The organism is Synechococcus sp. UW179B (genome assembly GCF_900474245.1).
Taxonomy (GTDB): Bacteria; Cyanobacteriota; Cyanobacteriia; order PCC-6307; family Cyanobiaceae; genus Synechococcus_C.
The window spans coordinates 22928-38811 of the sequence record NZ_UCNZ01000021.1 but is presented as its reverse complement, the minus strand read 5'-3'; the positions used below and the strand labels follow the sequence as shown (position 1 = coordinate 38811).

Annotated in this window: 18 protein-coding genes; 10 read left to right on the top strand and 8 right to left on the bottom strand. The window is 52.4% G+C overall.

Translation table 11 applies throughout. The features are described from left to right. The first annotated feature begins 234 nt into the window (after nt 1-234). The 3 genes from DXY38_RS08930 to DXY38_RS08920 are packed head-to-tail and all read left to right on the top strand — an operon-like array spanning nt 235 to nt 3589. Nucleotides 235-1725 (top strand): circularly permuted type 2 ATP-grasp protein, encoded by a 1491-nt coding sequence (locus DXY38_RS08930; RefSeq protein ID WP_115071349.1) that lies wholly within the window; start codon nt 235-237, stop codon nt 1723-1725. Beyond that, nucleotides 1719-2702: an alpha-E domain-containing protein gene (locus DXY38_RS08925; protein WP_115071348.1), complete on the top strand. Its 984-nt coding sequence runs from the start codon at nt 1719-1721 to the stop codon at nt 2700-2702. The genes DXY38_RS08930 and DXY38_RS08925 overlap by 7 nt, the downstream gene beginning before the upstream one ends. Next, nucleotides 2687-3589 (top strand): transglutaminase family protein, encoded by a 903-nt coding sequence (locus tag DXY38_RS08920; RefSeq protein WP_115071347.1) that lies wholly within the window; start codon nt 2687-2689, stop codon nt 3587-3589. Before DXY38_RS08925 ends, DXY38_RS08920 begins: the two co-directional genes overlap by 16 nt. Here the strand turns inward: DXY38_RS08920 and DXY38_RS08915 are convergent. The 3 genes from DXY38_RS08915 to DXY38_RS08905 form a co-directional block, all read right to left on the bottom strand. Next, a complete protein-coding gene (locus tag DXY38_RS08915; RefSeq protein WP_115071346.1) occupies nt 3577-4068 on the bottom strand; it encodes a redox protein in 492 nt (163 codons plus the stop codon). The genes DXY38_RS08920 and DXY38_RS08915 overlap by 13 nt on opposite strands. A 64-nt stretch (nt 4069-4132) precedes the next feature. Next, nucleotides 4133-5185: a GTP 3',8-cyclase MoaA gene (locus DXY38_RS08910; protein ID WP_371411004.1), complete on the bottom strand. Its 1053-nt coding sequence runs from the start codon at nt 5183-5185 to the stop codon at nt 4133-4135. Next, nucleotides 5182-5766 (bottom strand): molybdenum cofactor guanylyltransferase, encoded by a 585-nt coding sequence (locus tag DXY38_RS08905; RefSeq protein WP_071778048.1) that lies wholly within the window; start codon nt 5764-5766, stop codon nt 5182-5184. The genes DXY38_RS08910 and DXY38_RS08905 overlap by 4 nt, the downstream gene beginning before the upstream one ends. 231 nt (nt 5767-5997) lie before the next feature. Here DXY38_RS08905 and DXY38_RS08900 point away from each other — a divergent pair, with 231 nt between their 5' ends. Further along, entirely contained in the window at nt 5998-7560 is a 1563-nt protein-coding gene (locus DXY38_RS08900; protein ID WP_115071345.1) for an MFS transporter, read from the top strand. 75 nt (nt 7561-7635) lie between these two features. Further along, a complete protein-coding gene (locus DXY38_RS08895) occupies nt 7636-9864 on the top strand; it encodes a molybdopterin oxidoreductase family protein (RefSeq protein WP_115071344.1) in 2229 nt (742 codons plus the stop codon). Here the strand turns inward: DXY38_RS08895 and DXY38_RS08890 are convergent. Next, nucleotides 9845-10300, bottom strand: coding sequence for a nitrate reductase associated protein (locus tag DXY38_RS08890; RefSeq protein ID WP_006854238.1), 456 nt, complete (start codon nt 10298-10300; stop codon nt 9845-9847). The two genes, DXY38_RS08895 and DXY38_RS08890, sit on opposite strands and share 20 nt — an antisense overlap. Nucleotides 10301-10613: 313 nt before the next feature. On the opposite strand from DXY38_RS08890, the gene DXY38_RS08885 reads away from it, so the two are divergent. The 3 genes from DXY38_RS08885 to DXY38_RS08875 are packed head-to-tail and all read left to right on the top strand — an operon-like array spanning nt 10614 to nt 12656. Further along, nucleotides 10614-10934: a hypothetical protein gene (locus DXY38_RS08885; RefSeq protein WP_115071343.1), complete on the top strand. Its 321-nt coding sequence runs from the start codon at nt 10614-10616 to the stop codon at nt 10932-10934. A 2-nt stretch (nt 10935-10936) separates the two neighbouring features. Beyond that, nucleotides 10937-11413 (top strand): cyclic pyranopterin monophosphate synthase MoaC, encoded by a 477-nt coding sequence (moaC, locus tag DXY38_RS08880; RefSeq protein ID WP_115071342.1) that lies wholly within the window; start codon nt 10937-10939, stop codon nt 11411-11413. Beyond that, nucleotides 11397-12656, top strand: coding sequence for a molybdopterin molybdotransferase MoeA (locus tag DXY38_RS08875; RefSeq protein WP_115071341.1), 1260 nt, complete (start codon nt 11397-11399; stop codon nt 12654-12656). Before moaC ends, DXY38_RS08875 begins: the two co-directional genes overlap by 17 nt. 8 nt (nt 12657-12664) lie before the next feature. Here DXY38_RS08875 and DXY38_RS08870 read toward each other — a convergent pair whose 3' ends face one another. Together DXY38_RS08870 and DXY38_RS08865 are read right to left on the bottom strand one after the other, a co-directional pair. Next, nucleotides 12665-13102: a molybdenum cofactor biosynthesis protein MoaE gene (locus DXY38_RS08870; RefSeq protein ID WP_038014285.1), complete on the bottom strand. Its 438-nt coding sequence runs from the start codon at nt 13100-13102 to the stop codon at nt 12665-12667. Nucleotides 13103-13106: 4 nt separating this feature from the next. Beyond that, the gene (locus tag DXY38_RS08865; protein ID WP_115071340.1) at nt 13107-13361 is read right to left on the bottom strand and encodes a MoaD/ThiS family protein; all 255 of its coding nucleotides are present in this window, start codon (nt 13359-13361) and stop codon (nt 13107-13109) included. Nucleotides 13362-13420: 59 nt separating this feature from the next. Here DXY38_RS08865 and moaB point away from each other — a divergent pair, with 59 nt between their 5' ends. After that, nucleotides 13421-13948, top strand: a complete 528-nt coding sequence (moaB, locus tag DXY38_RS08860; RefSeq protein WP_115071407.1) for a molybdenum cofactor biosynthesis protein B — start codon at nt 13421-13423, stop codon at nt 13946-13948. A 53-nt stretch (nt 13949-14001) separates the two neighbouring features. On the opposite strand, the gene cobA is transcribed toward moaB, so the two are convergent. Further along, the gene (gene cobA / locus DXY38_RS08855; protein WP_115071339.1) at nt 14002-14790 is read right to left on the bottom strand and encodes a uroporphyrinogen-III C-methyltransferase; all 789 of its coding nucleotides are present in this window, start codon (nt 14788-14790) and stop codon (nt 14002-14004) included. Next, on the bottom strand, nt 14787-15446 hold the full coding sequence (locus tag DXY38_RS08850) for a DNA mismatch repair protein MutS (RefSeq protein WP_371411003.1): 660 nt from the start codon (nt 15444-15446) through the stop codon (nt 14787-14789). Before DXY38_RS08850 ends, cobA begins: the two co-directional genes overlap by 4 nt. 39 nt (nt 15447-15485) lie before the next feature. Here DXY38_RS08850 and DXY38_RS08845 point away from each other — a divergent pair, with 39 nt between their 5' ends. Beyond that, nucleotides 15486-15665, top strand: a complete 180-nt coding sequence (locus DXY38_RS08845; RefSeq protein WP_006854248.1) for a hypothetical protein — start codon at nt 15486-15488, stop codon at nt 15663-15665. Nucleotides 15666-15884: the final 219 nt, after the last annotated feature.

Genomic DNA, 15884 nt, shown 5'->3' with positions numbered 1-15884 from the left:
ACCAAAGAACATCGTCCAGAATGACATCAATAAATGTTCAATAAAAGATTCCTAGACCAAGAAATGGTTCTCGCCACTGCTTGATCACCGACACATTAATCCAGAAAAAGTATTAACCGAAACCAAAAAACCGTCCTGCGAACCAGTTGGCATTGCGATCAAGCGATCGGTAACAAATAACACATAGCCCAACAGACATGCAGATCTTTGATGTCTAAGTTCAATGGTGAGCCAATGTTCAATGAGTATCGGCCAACCCTTGGTTACGACGAATATTTTTGTCAGAAGGAATCCGCTCCCAGAGCAGATTTAGAGCCACTGCTGTCGTCGCTTGGGCAGATTGGGCTCACGGAACTGAATCGAAATCATGCTTCGGCCGCAAACCTCCTCCGACGACTCGGAGCCACCTTCCAGCTGAATGGCGCAGGATTAGATGGGGGAGAAAGAATCCTGCCCTTCGATCCCCTGCCAAGGCTCATTCACCTCAACGATTGGGCCAAGCTCGAACGTGGTCTTCTTCAGCGCTTGGAGGCCATCGATCGGTTTTTAGCCGACGTCTACGGACCACAGAGAATCCTGAAGGATCGTGTCATTCCAAGGGAAGACGTGGAAAGTTCTCAGGGCTGGAGACCCCAAATGCAAGACATCCAGCTCCCATTGAATCGCTGGTGTCACATCTCAGGACTGGATCTCATCCGCGACGAAGAAGGCACATGGCGCGTGCTGGAAGACAACCTGCGCTGTCCATCCGGTGTGGCCTATTTCCTCGAGAACCGACGGGTGATGAAGCGGTTATTTCCCAGCCTGTTTGCTGGTCGAACCGTTCAACCCATCGACGACTATCCCTCGAGATTGTTGCAAACACTGCAGGACTTAGCTCCTTGGGCAGATTCACCACGCGTTGTGCTGCTCACACCAGGAGTGTTCAACAGTGCTTACTTCGAACACAGCTACCTCGCTCAACAGATGGGCGTTGCCCTGGTGGAAGGGCGTGACTTGATCTGCGAAGACGGCCGCGTTTGGATGCGCAGCACCACTGGACGAGAAGCGGTGGATGTGATTTACAGACGAATCGATGACGATTTCCTCGATCCAAAGGTGTTCCGTCGCGATTCGGCACTTGGCGTGCCTGGATTGATGGATGTTTTGCAAAATGGCCGCATCGGCATCGCCAATGCTCCAGGAACTGGGGTCGCCGACGACAAATTGATCTACGCCTATGTACCAAAAATGATCCGTTATTACCTTGACGAAGAACCGATTATCGACAACGTCCCCACTTATCTCTGCTCCCAGCCAGATGATCGCCAATACGTTTTAGAAAACCTGGAAAAACTTGTAGTGAAGTCTGTGGCTGAAGCAGGGGGTTATGGAATGTTAATCGGACCACAGTCAAGCCGAAGTGAAATCGCAGAATTCGACTCAAAAATTAGAGCAAATCCTCGAAATTACATTGCCCAACCAACATTACAACTCTCGACCGTTCCCTCACTAAGCAATGGAGAATTGTTTCCTTGTCATGTGGATTTAAGACCGTATGTTTTACGCGGAGCATCGAACTGGGTCAGCCCGGGTGGACTCACTCGCGTCGCCCTGAAACGTGGCTCCCTTGTGGTGAACTCATCGCAAGGAGGAGGTTGTAAAGACACATGGGTTGTTGGTGACAGCCAGATTGTCAAAGACAGGCAGGTTGAACCAAGCATCCAGGAGGCAATGCCGTGCTGAGCCGGGTTGCCGACTCCTTGTATTGGATTAATCGATATGTGGAACGCGCAGAGAACATTTCTCGTTTCCTGGAAGTGAGTGAAGCCATGGCGTTGGATTGCCCTCCCGGCAGCGCCGAACCATGGCTTCCACTCATTGATGCCAGTGGAGACAGGCAGAGCTTTGATCAAGTTTACCCACTGCGATCTCCACGAGATGTCTTGGGGTTTCTGCTCCTTGATCGCGACAATCCCAACAGCATTCTGAGCTGCATTGCCAATGCAAGAGAAAATGCTCGCCAAATCCGTGATGTGATCACCACAGAAATGTGGGAGCAACTGAACGACCTCTACTGGAATGTTCAAGATGGTGAGTCAATCTGGCAAGAACCAGATCAAGAACAGCTCCGCAGCATCCGAAGAGGTTGCCAGCTTTTCTATGGCATTACGGATGTCACCCTAAGCCGTGATCAGGCCTGGCTCTTCAGTCAACTAGGCCGCTGGATCGAACGCGCCGACAAAACATCCAGGATCCTGGATGTGAAGTATTTTCTTCTACTACCAAACACAAAAGAAGTTGGTGGGGTTCTTGATGAACTTCAATGGATATCTCTACTTCGTACAGCTGGGGCTTATCAGATGTACCGGCAAAGTGTTCAACAAGCAATCACGCCGTCTTCCGTGGCCAGGTTCCTTTTACTGGATCCAATCTTTCCACGATCAGTGCGCTTCTGTTTGCAACAAATCAACGACACATTGCAGCTAATCCAACGACAACCACAGCTGGGCCCTCCTGATGATCTCGAATGCCTGCGCGGGCAATTGCTTGCCAAGTGGAGCTATGTACGGATTGATGCCCTGATTGAGCGGGGGCTGCACGAAGCCATCGACGAATTACAGGAAGAGCTCAATCAACTGCATCAACTGATTCACGCCCGATATTTCATCACCACCGACCTTGGCTCCATTCCCACTGATCCATCATGCGCGCTGAGCTAATCCACTGCATCACATATCACTACGACGCTCAAATCAGTCTGAGCGAACACAGGCTCTGCATGCGACCTCGGGGCCATGGTCATCAGCACCTGATCGATTACCAACTCAACATTTCACCCCAGCCCTGCCATAGCCATGAACTCGTCGCAGCCAGCGGCGATGCCATTCGACGCGTGCGCTTTCAAAACACCACGGATGAGCTCCGCTTCGAAGCATGCAGTCGCGTTGAAACCACGACTTCAGCACCGTTACTGAAATGTCTCGACGGGCGCGAACCCCTGCTCCCCTACCCACGTGGTCGATTGAATCCAGATCTTCAAGGAGCGTTAGAGGGCTGGCTGCCAAACGGCCAACACGATCCCTCAGCAGTTGCCTTAGCTCAGGACGCCTTGATGGGCACCAACCAACAAGCGCTGCCTTTCCTCAAACAGCTCATCGAGATGATTCAAGACAGGGTGAAATACACCCAACGCCATCAAGGAGCCGCCTGGCCAGCAGGCCGAACTCTGCGAGAGCGGGTTGGGTCCTGCCGCGACCTCGCCATGCTGATGGTGGAATGCTGCCGAAGCATTGGTTTACCGGCTCGATTTGTCAGCGGGTACCACTTAGCGAATCCGGCACCCGAGTCCTACGACCTGCATGCCTGGGCGGAGATTTATCTGCCAGGTGCAGGATGGCGTGGGTTTGATCCCAGCGCCGGTGGAGAAACAACCGATCGCTACATCGTGCTGGCGAGTTCCTCCCGCCCAGATCTCACGGCAGCGATCACGGGCAGCTTCAGCGGGCCGGCATCCACGCAAAGCCACCTGAGTTGGACCATTCAAGCCACCGTTGAGGACAACACCAATCAACCGGAGAACAAGACGGCTCTTATTCAGGCAGCTTGAAGAAGCGGCTCAACACCATGCAACACAGGACGCATGGCACCTTTGGTCGTCACCAACCTCAAGGCAGGGATACGACCACTGTTATAAACACGAAACTCACGGGTCAAAGATGCCTTCTCTTCACGAACCGCTTGATTGAGCACGACAGATCCATCTAGATCAGAAATAGATCGATGAAATGTTCCTGGAGGAATGCGAAGAATGTCGCCGCCAGACGCCAGACGAACAATATGAAAAGGCTGATCCCAAGCAAAATTGACCAAATAAAACGTTCGCCCTCCACTAGCGGCTAACAGGTTGTCTTCTTGATGGGGATGCAAATAAAATTGCCAATCTCCACTCTCCTCTGCATCCGGAGGACTTACCGCTGGCCCACGGTGAATAACTAAGTCGCGAGCATTCGAATCAGAAATCGTGACATCAAAAAAACGAACAGATGGAGTATCCCGAAAACGCGTATAAGGAATAAGCTCGAACATCGCAACAAAAAGTCAGTAATTAGCTTTAACGCTTATACCTCGTTTAATCCGTAGCGGATGCCACTCATCCACCCAAATAAGCCATCTCGGCGTGATGGTTTGCTGGCTGCTCTAACCCACGCTCTTCACTAAAACGATCAGAACGGCGCGACCACAGCCCAGTCATCACCTCTGCAAGCACAGAATCGGAAATATCCTCTCGAAGCCATGGACGCAAATCAAGACCTTCACTGGCAAACAGACAGGTAAACGCTTGCCCGTCTGCGGTGATCCTAAGACGATTGCAATCAGAACAGAATGGCTCTGTAATTGAGGCAATGGTGGCAACAGAACCTTCACCATCTTCGTAGATCCATTGACCACTTGTTCCACCAGGTTGACGACCAAGGGATTGAAGCGGCCAATTGCTGTGAAGAAGCTGAATCATCTCACTGGCCGGCATCACCTGATCACGACACCAGCCATTGCGATTGCCTACATCCATATATTCGATCAAACGCAATGGCAATCCTTGTGTCCTTGCAAAACGCGCCAATGGAATCAGCTGATCATCATTTTGACCGCGTTGGATCACGGCATTCAGCTTGAGACGACCTCGCGCAGGATTGAATCCCGCAGCACGAGCTGCATCAATTCCCGCCAAGACGCGCTGAATGAGAGCCTTCCCAGCCTCAGGACCAGTACGCAAGCCAGCCATACGGGCAATACTTGCTCCATCAACGGCATCCAAGCTGATCGTGATGCGATCCACTCCCATATCGCGCAACCGTCTTGCCTTCTCATCATTGAGGAGAGAACCATTGGTGGTGATAGCCACGTCTTTCAAACGACTAAAAGGATGAGCAACCTCCTGCCTTGCAAGCGAGAGTTGATCAAGAAGCGGCCAAAGGCGATCGGTGAGCAAAGGTTCACCACCTGTTAGTCGAAGCGTATGGGCTCCTAACTGACAGGCCGCTTGGATCAAGCGAAGTTGATCGCGAGTGGACAACAAACCTGGAGGCTCAATGCTTTCTGGACAGCAATATCGGCACGCTAAGTTACATCTTGCAGTTAGGGACAACCTTAAAACTCCCAGCGGCCTAGCAAGGAGATCAATGACAGCTGATGGCTTCATCATTCCTCAAGGGTTCCTAGATCAGCAGGACAGTTGAGATTTCGCAAAGCCCCATAAGGCAAGGCAAGCACCCGATGCGGCACCCTCCCAAGCCAATCATGCATGCTCAGTCGATCAGCAGCCAACTGACTCCACAAGGCATCTCGATAGACACTGTGGTTGGGATAAACAGCAAACAAAGGCTGAAGCTGGTTTCCGTCATGTGAAACCACAGCCACAGAAGGCTGCTCCTGCCAAGCATGAATCAGCCGGACCAGGGTCGAAGAGTCCAAGCAAGGCATATCAACTGGAAGGACCAGTAGAGCGAGCACCTTCGCCTGACCAAAAACCGCCGACAACGCAGCCAAAGGGCCCTGACCGGGAAAAGGGTCAGACTTGCAGTCAACACCTTTAAGCGTCGACACCAACTGACGATGACTCGAGATTGAACTCACCACATCAACTGGCAGATCTAGATGACGGCACAAACCAATACTGTGCGTCAACCAACAGCCACCTTGTGGATGAGCAAGAAGAGATTTGTCTCTTCCCATGCGACAACTCATCCCTCCACTAAGCACACAAGCGCGAAGTCCTTGCAGCATTGGCAGGTCCATCGCAGACAAATCGCCGTACAAAGCAGACTCTTTCAATGTAGCGAATAAAACAAAAGTGAACAGATCAGCATTGGCATAGTCCTTAGTTGGTATCAAATACAACCATGAGGGTCAGAGCCTAATGATCAAATAGAAAGGCGGTTTGCATGTGCGCCGCTACTTGCTTCCTCAGCGCATTTTTCAGAAGCCGGGGTTGATTTACACACATTTAGACCCCCCATGCTTGGAGAACTCTGGTCGTTCCAGGGGAGATATCGAACTCTTCATCTCACCTGGTTCGCATTTTTTCTGACCTTTGTCGTCTGGTTCAACCTGGCGCCTTTGGCAACCACCGTTAAAGCCGATTTGGGTTTAACTCTCGGTCAAATCCGCACCGTTGCGATCTGCAACGTGGCTCTCACGATCCCAGCCCGCGTTCTGATTGGAATGCTCCTCGACAAATACGGGCCTCGACTGACCTATTCCAGCCTGCTGGTTTTTTCGGTCATTCCTTGCCTGATGTTCGCCTCAGCCCAAGACTTCAATCAACTCGTGGTGGCACGCCTGCTGTTATCCATCGTGGGTGCAGGCTTTGTGATCGGGATCCGCATGGTTGCCGAATGGTTCCCTCCGAAAGAGATTGGCCTAGCTGAGGGGATTTATGGCGGTTGGGGCAATTTCGGATCAGCGTTCTCGGCCTTAACACTCGTAGGACTAGCCGGATGGCTCTCGTTCTCAGGCGGGTTTGAACTTCCCTCAGGCGCTGTCCTTAATTGGCGTGGTGCAATTGCTCTAACGGGAATTATTTCTGCTGTATACGGCTTTATTTATTACTTCAACGTTAGCGATACACCCCCTGGAAAAACTTATCAAAAGCCTGAGCGCACAGCTGGATTGGAAGTCACATCAATGCGTGATTTCTGGGGATTGTTAGGAATGAATGTTCCGTTTGCAGCCATTCTTTGTGTCCTCTGCTGGCGCTTACAAAAGGTTGGTTTCCTGAATGCAGGAACGTATCCACTGGCGTTAGCTGCGGTTCTTATCTGGTTTATCTTTCAAACCTGGGGAATCATTCGCACCAATCGAGAACTGATCATGGGTACAAAAACATACCCGAAAGAAGATCGCTACGAATTCAAGCAGGTTGCCATCCTTGAACTCACATACATTGTGAATTTTGGATCAGAGTTGGCCGTCGTTTCAATGTTGCCAACATTTTTCGAAACCACTTTTGATCTCCCTAAAGCAACCGCTGGAATCCTTGCCTCCTGCTTTGCTTTTGTGAATCTTGTCGCTCGCCCCGCTGGTGGTCTGATCTCCGACAAACTTGGCAGTCGTAAAAACACAATGTCGTTCTTAACTGGCGGTCTGGGGATTGGTTACCTCGTCATGAGCATGATCAAACCTGGCACATTCAGCGGAACCACAGGGATCATCATCGCTGTGTTGATAACCATGCTGGCCTCTTTCTTCGTTCAATCAGGAGAAGGAGCTACCTTTGCACTCGTTCCTTTGGTGAAGCGGCGCGTCACAGGCCAAGTTGCTGGTTTGGTTGGTGCCTATGGCAACGTCGGAGCTGTAACTTACCTCACAATTTTTAGTTTGCTTCCGATGTGGATGGGTGGGGGTAAGGATCCTTCTCCAGAAATCATCGCAGCCTCCAATAGTGCTTTCTTCCAAGTCTTGGGGGTCGCTGGCCTGATTGTTGCTTTCTTCTGCTTCTTCTTCCTCAAAGAACCCAAAGGTTCCTTCGATGACTTGCATGAAGGAGAAACATCGACTCCTGAATTCGCCAACAGCTGATTCCTTATATCTGTTCGTATCTGCAAAGCACCCGGCGCCATTGGCTCCGGGTGTTTCTAATACCCACTTGAAATCATGGCAGAACCAACCACAACCATTCGCAGTCAATGTCCTTATTGCGGAGTGGGATGTGGTCTGGACTTACGACCACCAGCCCAAAAAGGTGAGGCCGTGCGTCGAGATGCAGAGGGGACCCCAATGTGGACGGCACGAGGGGATCGACTGCATCCATCGAGCCTCGGCCAAGTTTGCATCAAAGGGGCAACAGTCGGAGAAGCCCTGTCGAGGGGAAGACTGGATCAACCCTTTGGACGTAACAGTCTTGATGACGACTTCCAACCGATCAGCTGGGATGAAGCGCTTGAGCGCATCTCAAGCCAGATCAAAACAAGCCTCAAATCCAAAGGACCAGAGGCCATCGCCATGTATGGATCTGGGCAATTTCACACCGAAGACTATTACTTGGCGCAAAAACTCCTCAAAGGAGCACTTGGAACGAACAACTTTGACGCTAATTCAAGACTCTGCATGAGTTCTGCTGTTGCGGGTTACACCCGTAGCTTGGGCTCAGATGGTCCCCCCTGCAGCTACGAAGACCTAGACCATTGCACGGTGGCGTTTCTGATCGGAACCAACACCGCTGAATGCCATCCAGTGCTCTTTCAACGATTACTAAAACGAAAAAAAAGACACCCTGGCTCCGTCACCATTGTGGTGGTGGACCCACGCCAAACCGATACCGCAAAGGCTGCTGACATTCATTTAGCAGTCGCTCCTGGGAGTGACCTTGCCCTCCTTCACGGCATTGCCCACCTGGTGATGCGTGAAAACGGACAAGACCCTACGTTTATCGATAACTGCACGGACAACTACGACGCCTTTTTTGATGTCGTAGCCCGCTGGACCCCTAGACGTGTGGCCTTATTTTGTGGCATTCCGGAAAAACGTCTACGGGAAGTCGCCCAACTTTTTCATCGGGGCGAAAAAGTCTTGAGCCTCTGGTCGATGGGTGTGAATCAACGGCGCGAAGGAACAGCCGTCGTGGGTGGAATCATCAATCTGCACTTATTGACAGGTCAAATTGGCAAAGAAGGAGCTGGACCCTTCTCCTTAACAGGGCAACCCAACGCCATGGGAGGCAGAGAAGCAGGCGGTCTCTCCCACCTTCTTCCCGGATATCGTCAAGTTACGAACCCGGAGCATCGTGCTGAAGTCGAGCACTCCTGGGGGTTTTCTGAGGGGAAAATTGACTCCAAGCCTGGACTAACGGCCTGGCAACAGGTAGAGGCAATGGAACGGGGAGAGCTGGATTTGTGGTGGGTCGTTGCGACGAACCCTCTCGTGAGCATGCCAGATTTAGATCGCGTCAAAACAGCGATGCAGCGCTGCCCATTGGTCATCGTTAGCGAAGCCTATGCAGACTCTGAAACATCGCATTACGCCCATCTTCTTCTGCCAGCTGCTCAATGGAGCGAAAAAGCTGGAACCATGACCAACTCTGAGCGCAGGGTGACTTACTGCCCAGCATTCAGGAATCCCCATCGAGAAAGCCGCCCCGATTGGGAAGTGTTTGCCGAGATCGGAAGGCGCTTAGGGTTTGAAAAACAATTCACATACGCATCTGCGGCTGAAGTTTATGCAGAATTTACAGCACTAACGAAAAAACGATTATGTGATGTCTCAGGGCTAAGTCATAACGTTCTGGACAAAGAAGGACCCCAACAATGGCCATTTCCTCAAAACAGTTCACCATCTCAAGAGTCAAAACGGCTGTACACCAATCACAAGTTTTTAACCACAAATGGACGAGCAAGGTTCTGTAGCGACCAACCACTTGGTCTTGCAGAACCACCTTGTGACACCTACCCACTGGTCCTCACTATTGGCCGTTATCTCGGACAGTGGCACACGATGACTCGGACAGGAAAGGTGGAGCGCTTAAAAACGATGCACCCAGAACCCCTCTTAGAAATTAACCCTAAAGATGCAGATCAGTTTGCGGTGAAGCATGGAGAGCTCGCCGCGGTGAGCTCCCGAAGGGGCCAACTCACCGCTCGTGTGAAAGTCACAGACAAAATCCGACGGAGCACAGTCTTTCTTCCGATGCATTGGGGATTCACGCAAACTCAAGCCTGTGAAGTGAATGCTCTGATGCATGAACAGGCTTGCCCCATATCAAAGCAACCGGAATTAAAAGCAAGTGCAGTCATTGTCGCTCCAGCAGTTTCTGTCATCAAACCAATCGAACAGGAAGCGGGGCGCTTAGAAGCGCTTCGAAAATTGATCAACCCAGTATTTCGCTAAAAGCAGCATCCAAGTTGTGATGATCATGGCCAGGACGGGCCAATTTACATAAAGCAAAACGCTCTAATTCAAACAAAGAAGCCCATTGGTTCACATTAATAACAATCGATTTTTTCAAGGCAGATTCCTGCACAATGCTGGGCAGTTCTCCCAACACTTGCCAAGGTTCATCCACAGCTAAGGGCAGGTCTTTGGCCATCCCCTCAGCCAACAGCCGAGTGAGAAGTCGCAAGTGCTCACGCAACTCATTCAAAACTGGCAACTCATCAGGCCAATCCACAAGCATTTGGCGCTGTTCCTGAGTGAGCTCAAGCCAATGACTCAATTTTAATTTGACGCCAATGAGATCTAGCTTCCGACGCACACAAAGAGGGATGCACCGCCAGTTCCCCACAAAATCCTTCTCAAACCCAAAGCAATGGCTGGCTTGATTCATGCATTTAACGACATAAATTGTTCACTTTGAACCATTTGCAGATATCGCCCACCGAAATGGTTTCAATCGCAACTTCGAACTCCTTCATCCAAAGAGAAGATTTCGCGAGTTTATGACCTGTTCTGTGCGTTTAGCCATTTCCCTTGGACTTCTTCTTGGCTCTCTTCACGGCTGGTACACCAGCGAAGCCAATGCACATGCAGGCACGCCCTACGGCCTCAAGAATGTGAATTATCCTGGAGCTTTTGCCTCATTTGGTAGCGATTCACTCAACACGTTTCCATAGTGAGAGTCTGAATTCTTCAACTTAGGCATGAACTCTGGGGTCGTCTCTACAGGGAATCGCAGTCAAATCGCCATAGCAACGGGCTTTTTAGGAGCCTTCATTGTTGGGTCGCTTGCAGTACAAATGGTGCGCAGTCAAGCTGGCGTTGCCATCGGCGACAATCAAGCCAGCGCAAAAGTGGAGCCTGTGATTGGCTCACCAGCCACCCTCTGGGCCGAGTTGGGATCCCGCAGCGAAGTTGTTGAGCAAGTTGCGTCTTCAGCAGCCACCAGCTCATCGCCAAAAGCCGAGGTGGCTCCAGTTGTGGGCTCTGAAGCCACACTTTGGTCTGCCTTTGGCAACCGCTAAGCATGGAACAAGGCCTCACTCACCTCAACGCATCCGGTGATGTTCACATGGTTGATGTGGGTGATCGCCTCCCCACGCGACGCGAAGCAAGCGCTCGGGGTTGCCTTCAAATGCAGCCAACCACGTTGGAACTGATCCGTTCTGGCAATACGCCGAAAGGTGATCTCCTTGCTGTTGCGCGAGTTGCTGCCATCCAAGCAGCGAAACGGACCTGGGAACTGATTCCCCTTTGCCACCAGCTACCACTCAGTGGCGTGGAAGTCACGATCGAGCCGGATTCCTCATTACCGGGACTAATTCTGTGCTGCCGGTGCCGCACAACACACAACACGGGTGTGGAGATGGAATCCATGACAGCGGTATCCATTGGATTGCTGACGCTTTACGACATGCTGAAATCGATTGATCCCGGGATGACCTTGGGACAGGTCGCTCTCACCCACAAGGACGGAGGCCGCAACGGTGCCTGGTCCCGCTGAGCCCTATGGCCGCGAAGGATTACCTCTTAACGAAGCTAGAGAGCGGCTGCTCAAACACATCAAGCCAATCAAAGGCCTAACAACGGTGCCCCTAGACGAGGCTCTAGGGCGCGTCAATGCCAAACCAATCAACGCTCCTGTCTCGATCCCAGGGTTCCGAGCCTCAATCATGGATGGCTATGCCTTAGGACAACACCATCAACCGAGCGTCGGCCAACAATGGACCCTTCACGGCCGCTCAGCCCCGGGATCTCCATTTGATCGAGTCTTAAACGCGGGTGAAGCTATCCGTATCTTGACCGGAGCACCCCTCCCAGAGGGAGCAGGCTGGGTTTTGCCTCAGGAATGCGTGGAGACGAGCCAAACGCAACTGAGCTTGGCTGCTGAAGTTTCGGATCAACCCTGGATCCGAGCCGAAGACGAAGAATGCAAAGCCGGGGATCGATTGATCAATCCAGGCCTGCGCTTAACGCCTTCCCAGCTTGGACGCCTGGCAGGTTGCGGCGTAGCCACACTGAAGGTCCATCTCAAACCTCGCATTGGCCTCCTAATCAGCGGCGATGAGCTTGTGCCAGCCGGGCTAGAGAGACGCGCAGGAGCCATATGGGAAAGCAACAGCACCCTGCTTGAGGCGATCCTGAACAGCCTCCATCAGGTGGTCCATACAAAATGTGTGATTCCCGATCAGCCAGAAGCCTTGCGGCGGGCCTTAGCTGAGCTCAGCAACACCTGCGATGTTGTGGTGAGCACAGGCGGAATTTCAGCAGGAGACAGTGACTGGATCCGAGCGCTTGTAAGTGAATTGGGGCAAGTGAATTTCTGGAAACTATTTCTGAAGCCCGGACGCCCCTTTGCCTTCGGGCACATCAACAATCAAAGAGGGGGTGTGCCTTTCTTTGGCCTCCCTGGAAACCCTGTTGCTGCAGCGATCACAGCCCTGCAACTGCTTTGGCCAGCCTTACAGCTCTTGGAGGGTCAACAAGAGCCTGAGTTCTTTCCACGCGTCAAAGTCAAGCTGGCCAACGCTTTGGCTCGCCGGCCGGGACGACCCGAATTAGCCCGCGCACGCTTGGAGGTCAATGCCAGCGGAGAGCTGATGGCGCGGGTGAGCGTTTCTCAAGCCTCATCCCGCATTGGCTCTCTGGTTCAGAGCGATCTGTTGCTGGAGATTCCAGCACAAACCGGACGGTTAGAAGCCGGCGAGAGTCTTTGGGCGCAACTCATGCGAGCACGCCTCCTCTAAAGAGGGAATCAAAGCGGCGTATTTCCACTAACCCAGGTGCCTTGTCCATCCCTCCACTCTTTTTTCCAGAGAGGGGCCTGATGCTTGATCGCTTCAAGCAAAGCCATGCAACAACGTTGCGCAGGACCACGCCGATCAGCCTCAATCGCCACAAGCACGATGACCTCATGAGGCGATAAGCGCCCAACCCGATGGATCACAAGCGCTGCTGTCGCGCCATGCGCCATCAACAACCGTTCCGCATCCTCACGGATCAAGCTTTCGCACAGTCCTGGATAGTGCGTGAGCTCAAGCGCTTCAAGCGAACTCCCATGTTCAGCAACATCCCGAACCCGTCCACTGAATGAGGCTAAAGCAGCCGCAGTCGATGACCATTCAGACAACTGAATCCAAGGATCGAAGGGTTGGCTGTGAATCTCAACTGTTATTTCCAGTTTTTGTGTCATCCCCTCAACCTCCGGTAAAGGGTGGAAGAAACGCAACTTCATCCCCTATTTGCACAGGTGTCAGCGAACTCACCAACCGCTGATTAATCGAGATTTGCACAGACGCAGGGCGAGGTCCAAGCTTCAACTGATCCCAAATGTCTTCAGCCGTCACAACATCTTTGTCAGGAAGAAACACACACTGTTCATCCCAGCCAGCCTGATCTCGAAGCGAAGCAAACAACAACACCTGGAGTGTTCTCTCCGGAGATTTCGTCATAGGAAACAACTTCAAGCCCTGCTTCGTTCTAGCGTTATCTTTCGTTCGCGATGCTGGAGCTGGCCCTCTCAATTGCTCTCCTCACCATTTCCGACCGACGCACCAGGGCGGAAGACACCAGCGGTGATGCACTCGAACAACGTTTAACGGCAGCAGGGCATCAACTCAGCGATCGGCGTATCTGCCCTGATGATCGTTACCAGATCCGCTCAGAACTCAGTCAGTGGATTGCCGATCCAAGCGTTGATGTGGTGATCACAAGCGGGGGAACAGGCCTGACAGGCCGAGACGGTACCCCAGAAGCGATCGCCCCATTGCTGGACAAAACCATCGACGGTTTTGGTGAACTCTTCCGGGTTCTTTCCTACGAGAGCATCGGGACCAGCACCTTGCAAAGTCGATGCCTGGCAGGCGTCGCCAACGGAACCATCGTCTTCGTGCTTCCCGGTTCTTTAGATGCCGTTCAAACAGCTTGGGACCGACTCATCTCCAGCCAATTGAACGCAAACACACGTCCTTGCAACCTCGTACAACTTCTGCCGCGATTACGAGAAGCATTCTGGAAAGAAAAGGTGGATCCCGATTAGGGCGTTAAGGGGCCTCAGGCGTCTACGTCATTTAGCTGCCAAAGGATCAAAATTCAGAATGGAATCGGCATGGTCACCGCAGCGGGCTCAGGCGCACAAGCAGCCACTTGTTGGTTCACCACATCACCCACCACAACGATAGAAGGTGAGGCAAAGTTCTCTGTACGAGTGGCCTCTGCCACCTCGCACAGAGGTGCCTTGAGGCATCGCTGACCAACCACGGTGCCCTGCTGAACAACAGCAACAGGAGTCTCTCCGTCCAAACCGCCAGCGATCAATTCCTCAGCAATACGCGGGAGATTATGCAAACCCATGTAAATCACTAAACCATCACTCGCGGTGGCCAGAGCGCGCCAATTCACGGATGGCCGACGTTTGTCGATCTCCTCATGACCGGTCACAAAGGTGACCGAAGAACCGGCACGCCGATGGGTCACTGGTATTCCTGCATAAGCCGGAGCGGCAATACCCGAGGTCACACCCGGCACCACCTCAACAGCAATGCCATGGGAGACCAAATGGGCGGCCTCTTCACCTCCGCGTCCGAAAAGAAAAGGGTCGCCTCCTTTTAAGCGCACCACGGTTTGATGACGCTGACCCAAGGCCACGAGCACGGAGTTGGTGCTGGGCTGTGGAACGGAATGATGCCCCCGACGTTTACCGACGAAGTGGCGCTCACAGGTCTCGGGGACAAGCTCGAGAACCTCACTAGGAACCAATGAGTCGTAAACAAGGGCATCGCAACATCGCAGTAGACGATGCGCTTTGACGGTAAGAAGGTCTGGATCTCCTGGTCCCGCGCCAACGAGATACACAGTTCCAGTGTTGGTCGAGTCAGTCACGGCAATGCAGCAAGACAATGGATCAGACCCTGACGGAGCACAGGATCTTCAAGGAGAGAAGGCAAACCCCCAGCCTGACGCAGCGCCTCCGACATCCGGTTAGGGGCTAACGAAAGCGGTAATGGAACCATGGTTGGATGATCAACAACAAACCTATCCCAACGATCAAAGGGCACAACGGGCAGATCAAAGCGGCGTTGCAGTGAAGTGAGGAAACGATCCGACAGCCCTGGCCTTAATGGGTGGTGAATCAGCGCTAGCGAGGGGTGCTGGACAGAAACGTCAGCGATCCAACGAGACATAAGGAACCACCAAAACTCCCAAGAGCCAAGAAACGGAAGCGGCTTCACTGCCACACCCTCACCCCTCAACCGGTCCCGAATCTGAGGAACATCACAGCGCGCATGGCTGCCAGGAAGCAACAGCAGGGGCACCAACCATTGGGATGCACAATCGCGCTGTGCTGGCTTCGAGCTCTCCGCCGTTAACACCTCTAATTCAACTGAGGCTTTTCGGCGCTCACCGACAGCAATCAACAGCTCCTGAAAGCAGGGGGGAACAACTCCACCAGAACGGCCATGAATCACCAAGCGCAGGCCGTACTCACGACCAGGTTCCGCATGTTTACGTAGCAACGGCCACGGATCGAAACCCACCGGAACTGATGAAGTCGAGTGGTCACGATTCATGCATGCATGACTTACTACGGCAGAAAGCATTCTCGCGCTCCCATACACCCAACAGCTCGCAGCAGCCGGGCACCAAAACGATTCCGCAATGACTTTGACCGCGACTTAGCAGCCATGGCCAGGGTTTGGTCGATGATCCGCCAAGGAGCCGTTCGCTGGATCGGTGAAATCGGTCGCCAATACTGAATCAAATTCTTGGATCCAATCACGGATCTATCGAGCCAGAAACCAGGAAACTTTCCTGTATCACATCAAACATAATTTCGAGCTCGTGATGGCCAATTTAGTTCCAACCGATACCGAAACATCACACCACAGCTCGCTATAAACCATTTCTAAGCACGAACATTTCTGAGGTGCTGGAAATCTCGCTAACTGACGAATTCCTGTACCAAACATCAGCAC

Bases quoted from the DNA above. Each gene is read 5' to 3' on its own strand.
- DXY38_RS08930 (WP_115071349.1), top strand. From the start codon at position 235: ATGTTCAATGAGTATCGGCCAACCCTTGGTTACGACGAATATTTTTGT.
- DXY38_RS08920 (WP_115071347.1), top strand. From the start codon at position 2,687: ATGCGCGCTGAGCTAATCCACTGCATCACATATCACTACGACGCTCAA.
- DXY38_RS08915 (WP_115071346.1), bottom strand. From the start codon at position 4,068: ATGTTCGAGCTTATTCCTTATACGCGTTTTCGGGATACTCCATCTGTT.
- DXY38_RS08910 (WP_371411004.1), bottom strand. From the start codon at position 5,185: ATGATGAAGCCATCAGCTGTCATTGATCTCCTTGCTAGGCCGCTGGGA.
- DXY38_RS08905 (WP_071778048.1), bottom strand. From the start codon at position 5,766: ATGCTGCAAGGACTTCGCGCTTGTGTGCTTAGTGGAGGGATGAGTTGT.
- DXY38_RS08900 (WP_115071345.1), top strand. From the start codon at position 5,998: ATGCTTGGAGAACTCTGGTCGTTCCAGGGGAGATATCGAACTCTTCAT.
- DXY38_RS08895 (WP_115071344.1), top strand. From the start codon at position 7,636: ATGGCAGAACCAACCACAACCATTCGCAGTCAATGTCCTTATTGCGGA.
- DXY38_RS08890 (WP_006854238.1), bottom strand. From the start codon at position 10,300: ATGAATCAAGCCAGCCATTGCTTTGGGTTTGAGAAGGATTTTGTGGGG.
- DXY38_RS08885 (WP_115071343.1), top strand. From the start codon at position 10,614: ATGAACTCTGGGGTCGTCTCTACAGGGAATCGCAGTCAAATCGCCATA.
- moaC (WP_115071342.1), top strand. From the start codon at position 10,937: ATGGAACAAGGCCTCACTCACCTCAACGCATCCGGTGATGTTCACATG.
- DXY38_RS08870 (WP_038014285.1), bottom strand. From the start codon at position 13,102: ATGACACAAAAACTGGAAATAACAGTTGAGATTCACAGCCAACCCTTC.
- DXY38_RS08865 (WP_115071340.1), bottom strand. From the start codon at position 13,361: ATGACGAAATCTCCGGAGAGAACACTCCAGGTGTTGTTGTTTGCTTCG.
- DXY38_RS08845 (WP_006854248.1), top strand. From the start codon at position 15,486: ATGACTTACTACGGCAGAAAGCATTCTCGCGCTCCCATACACCCAACA.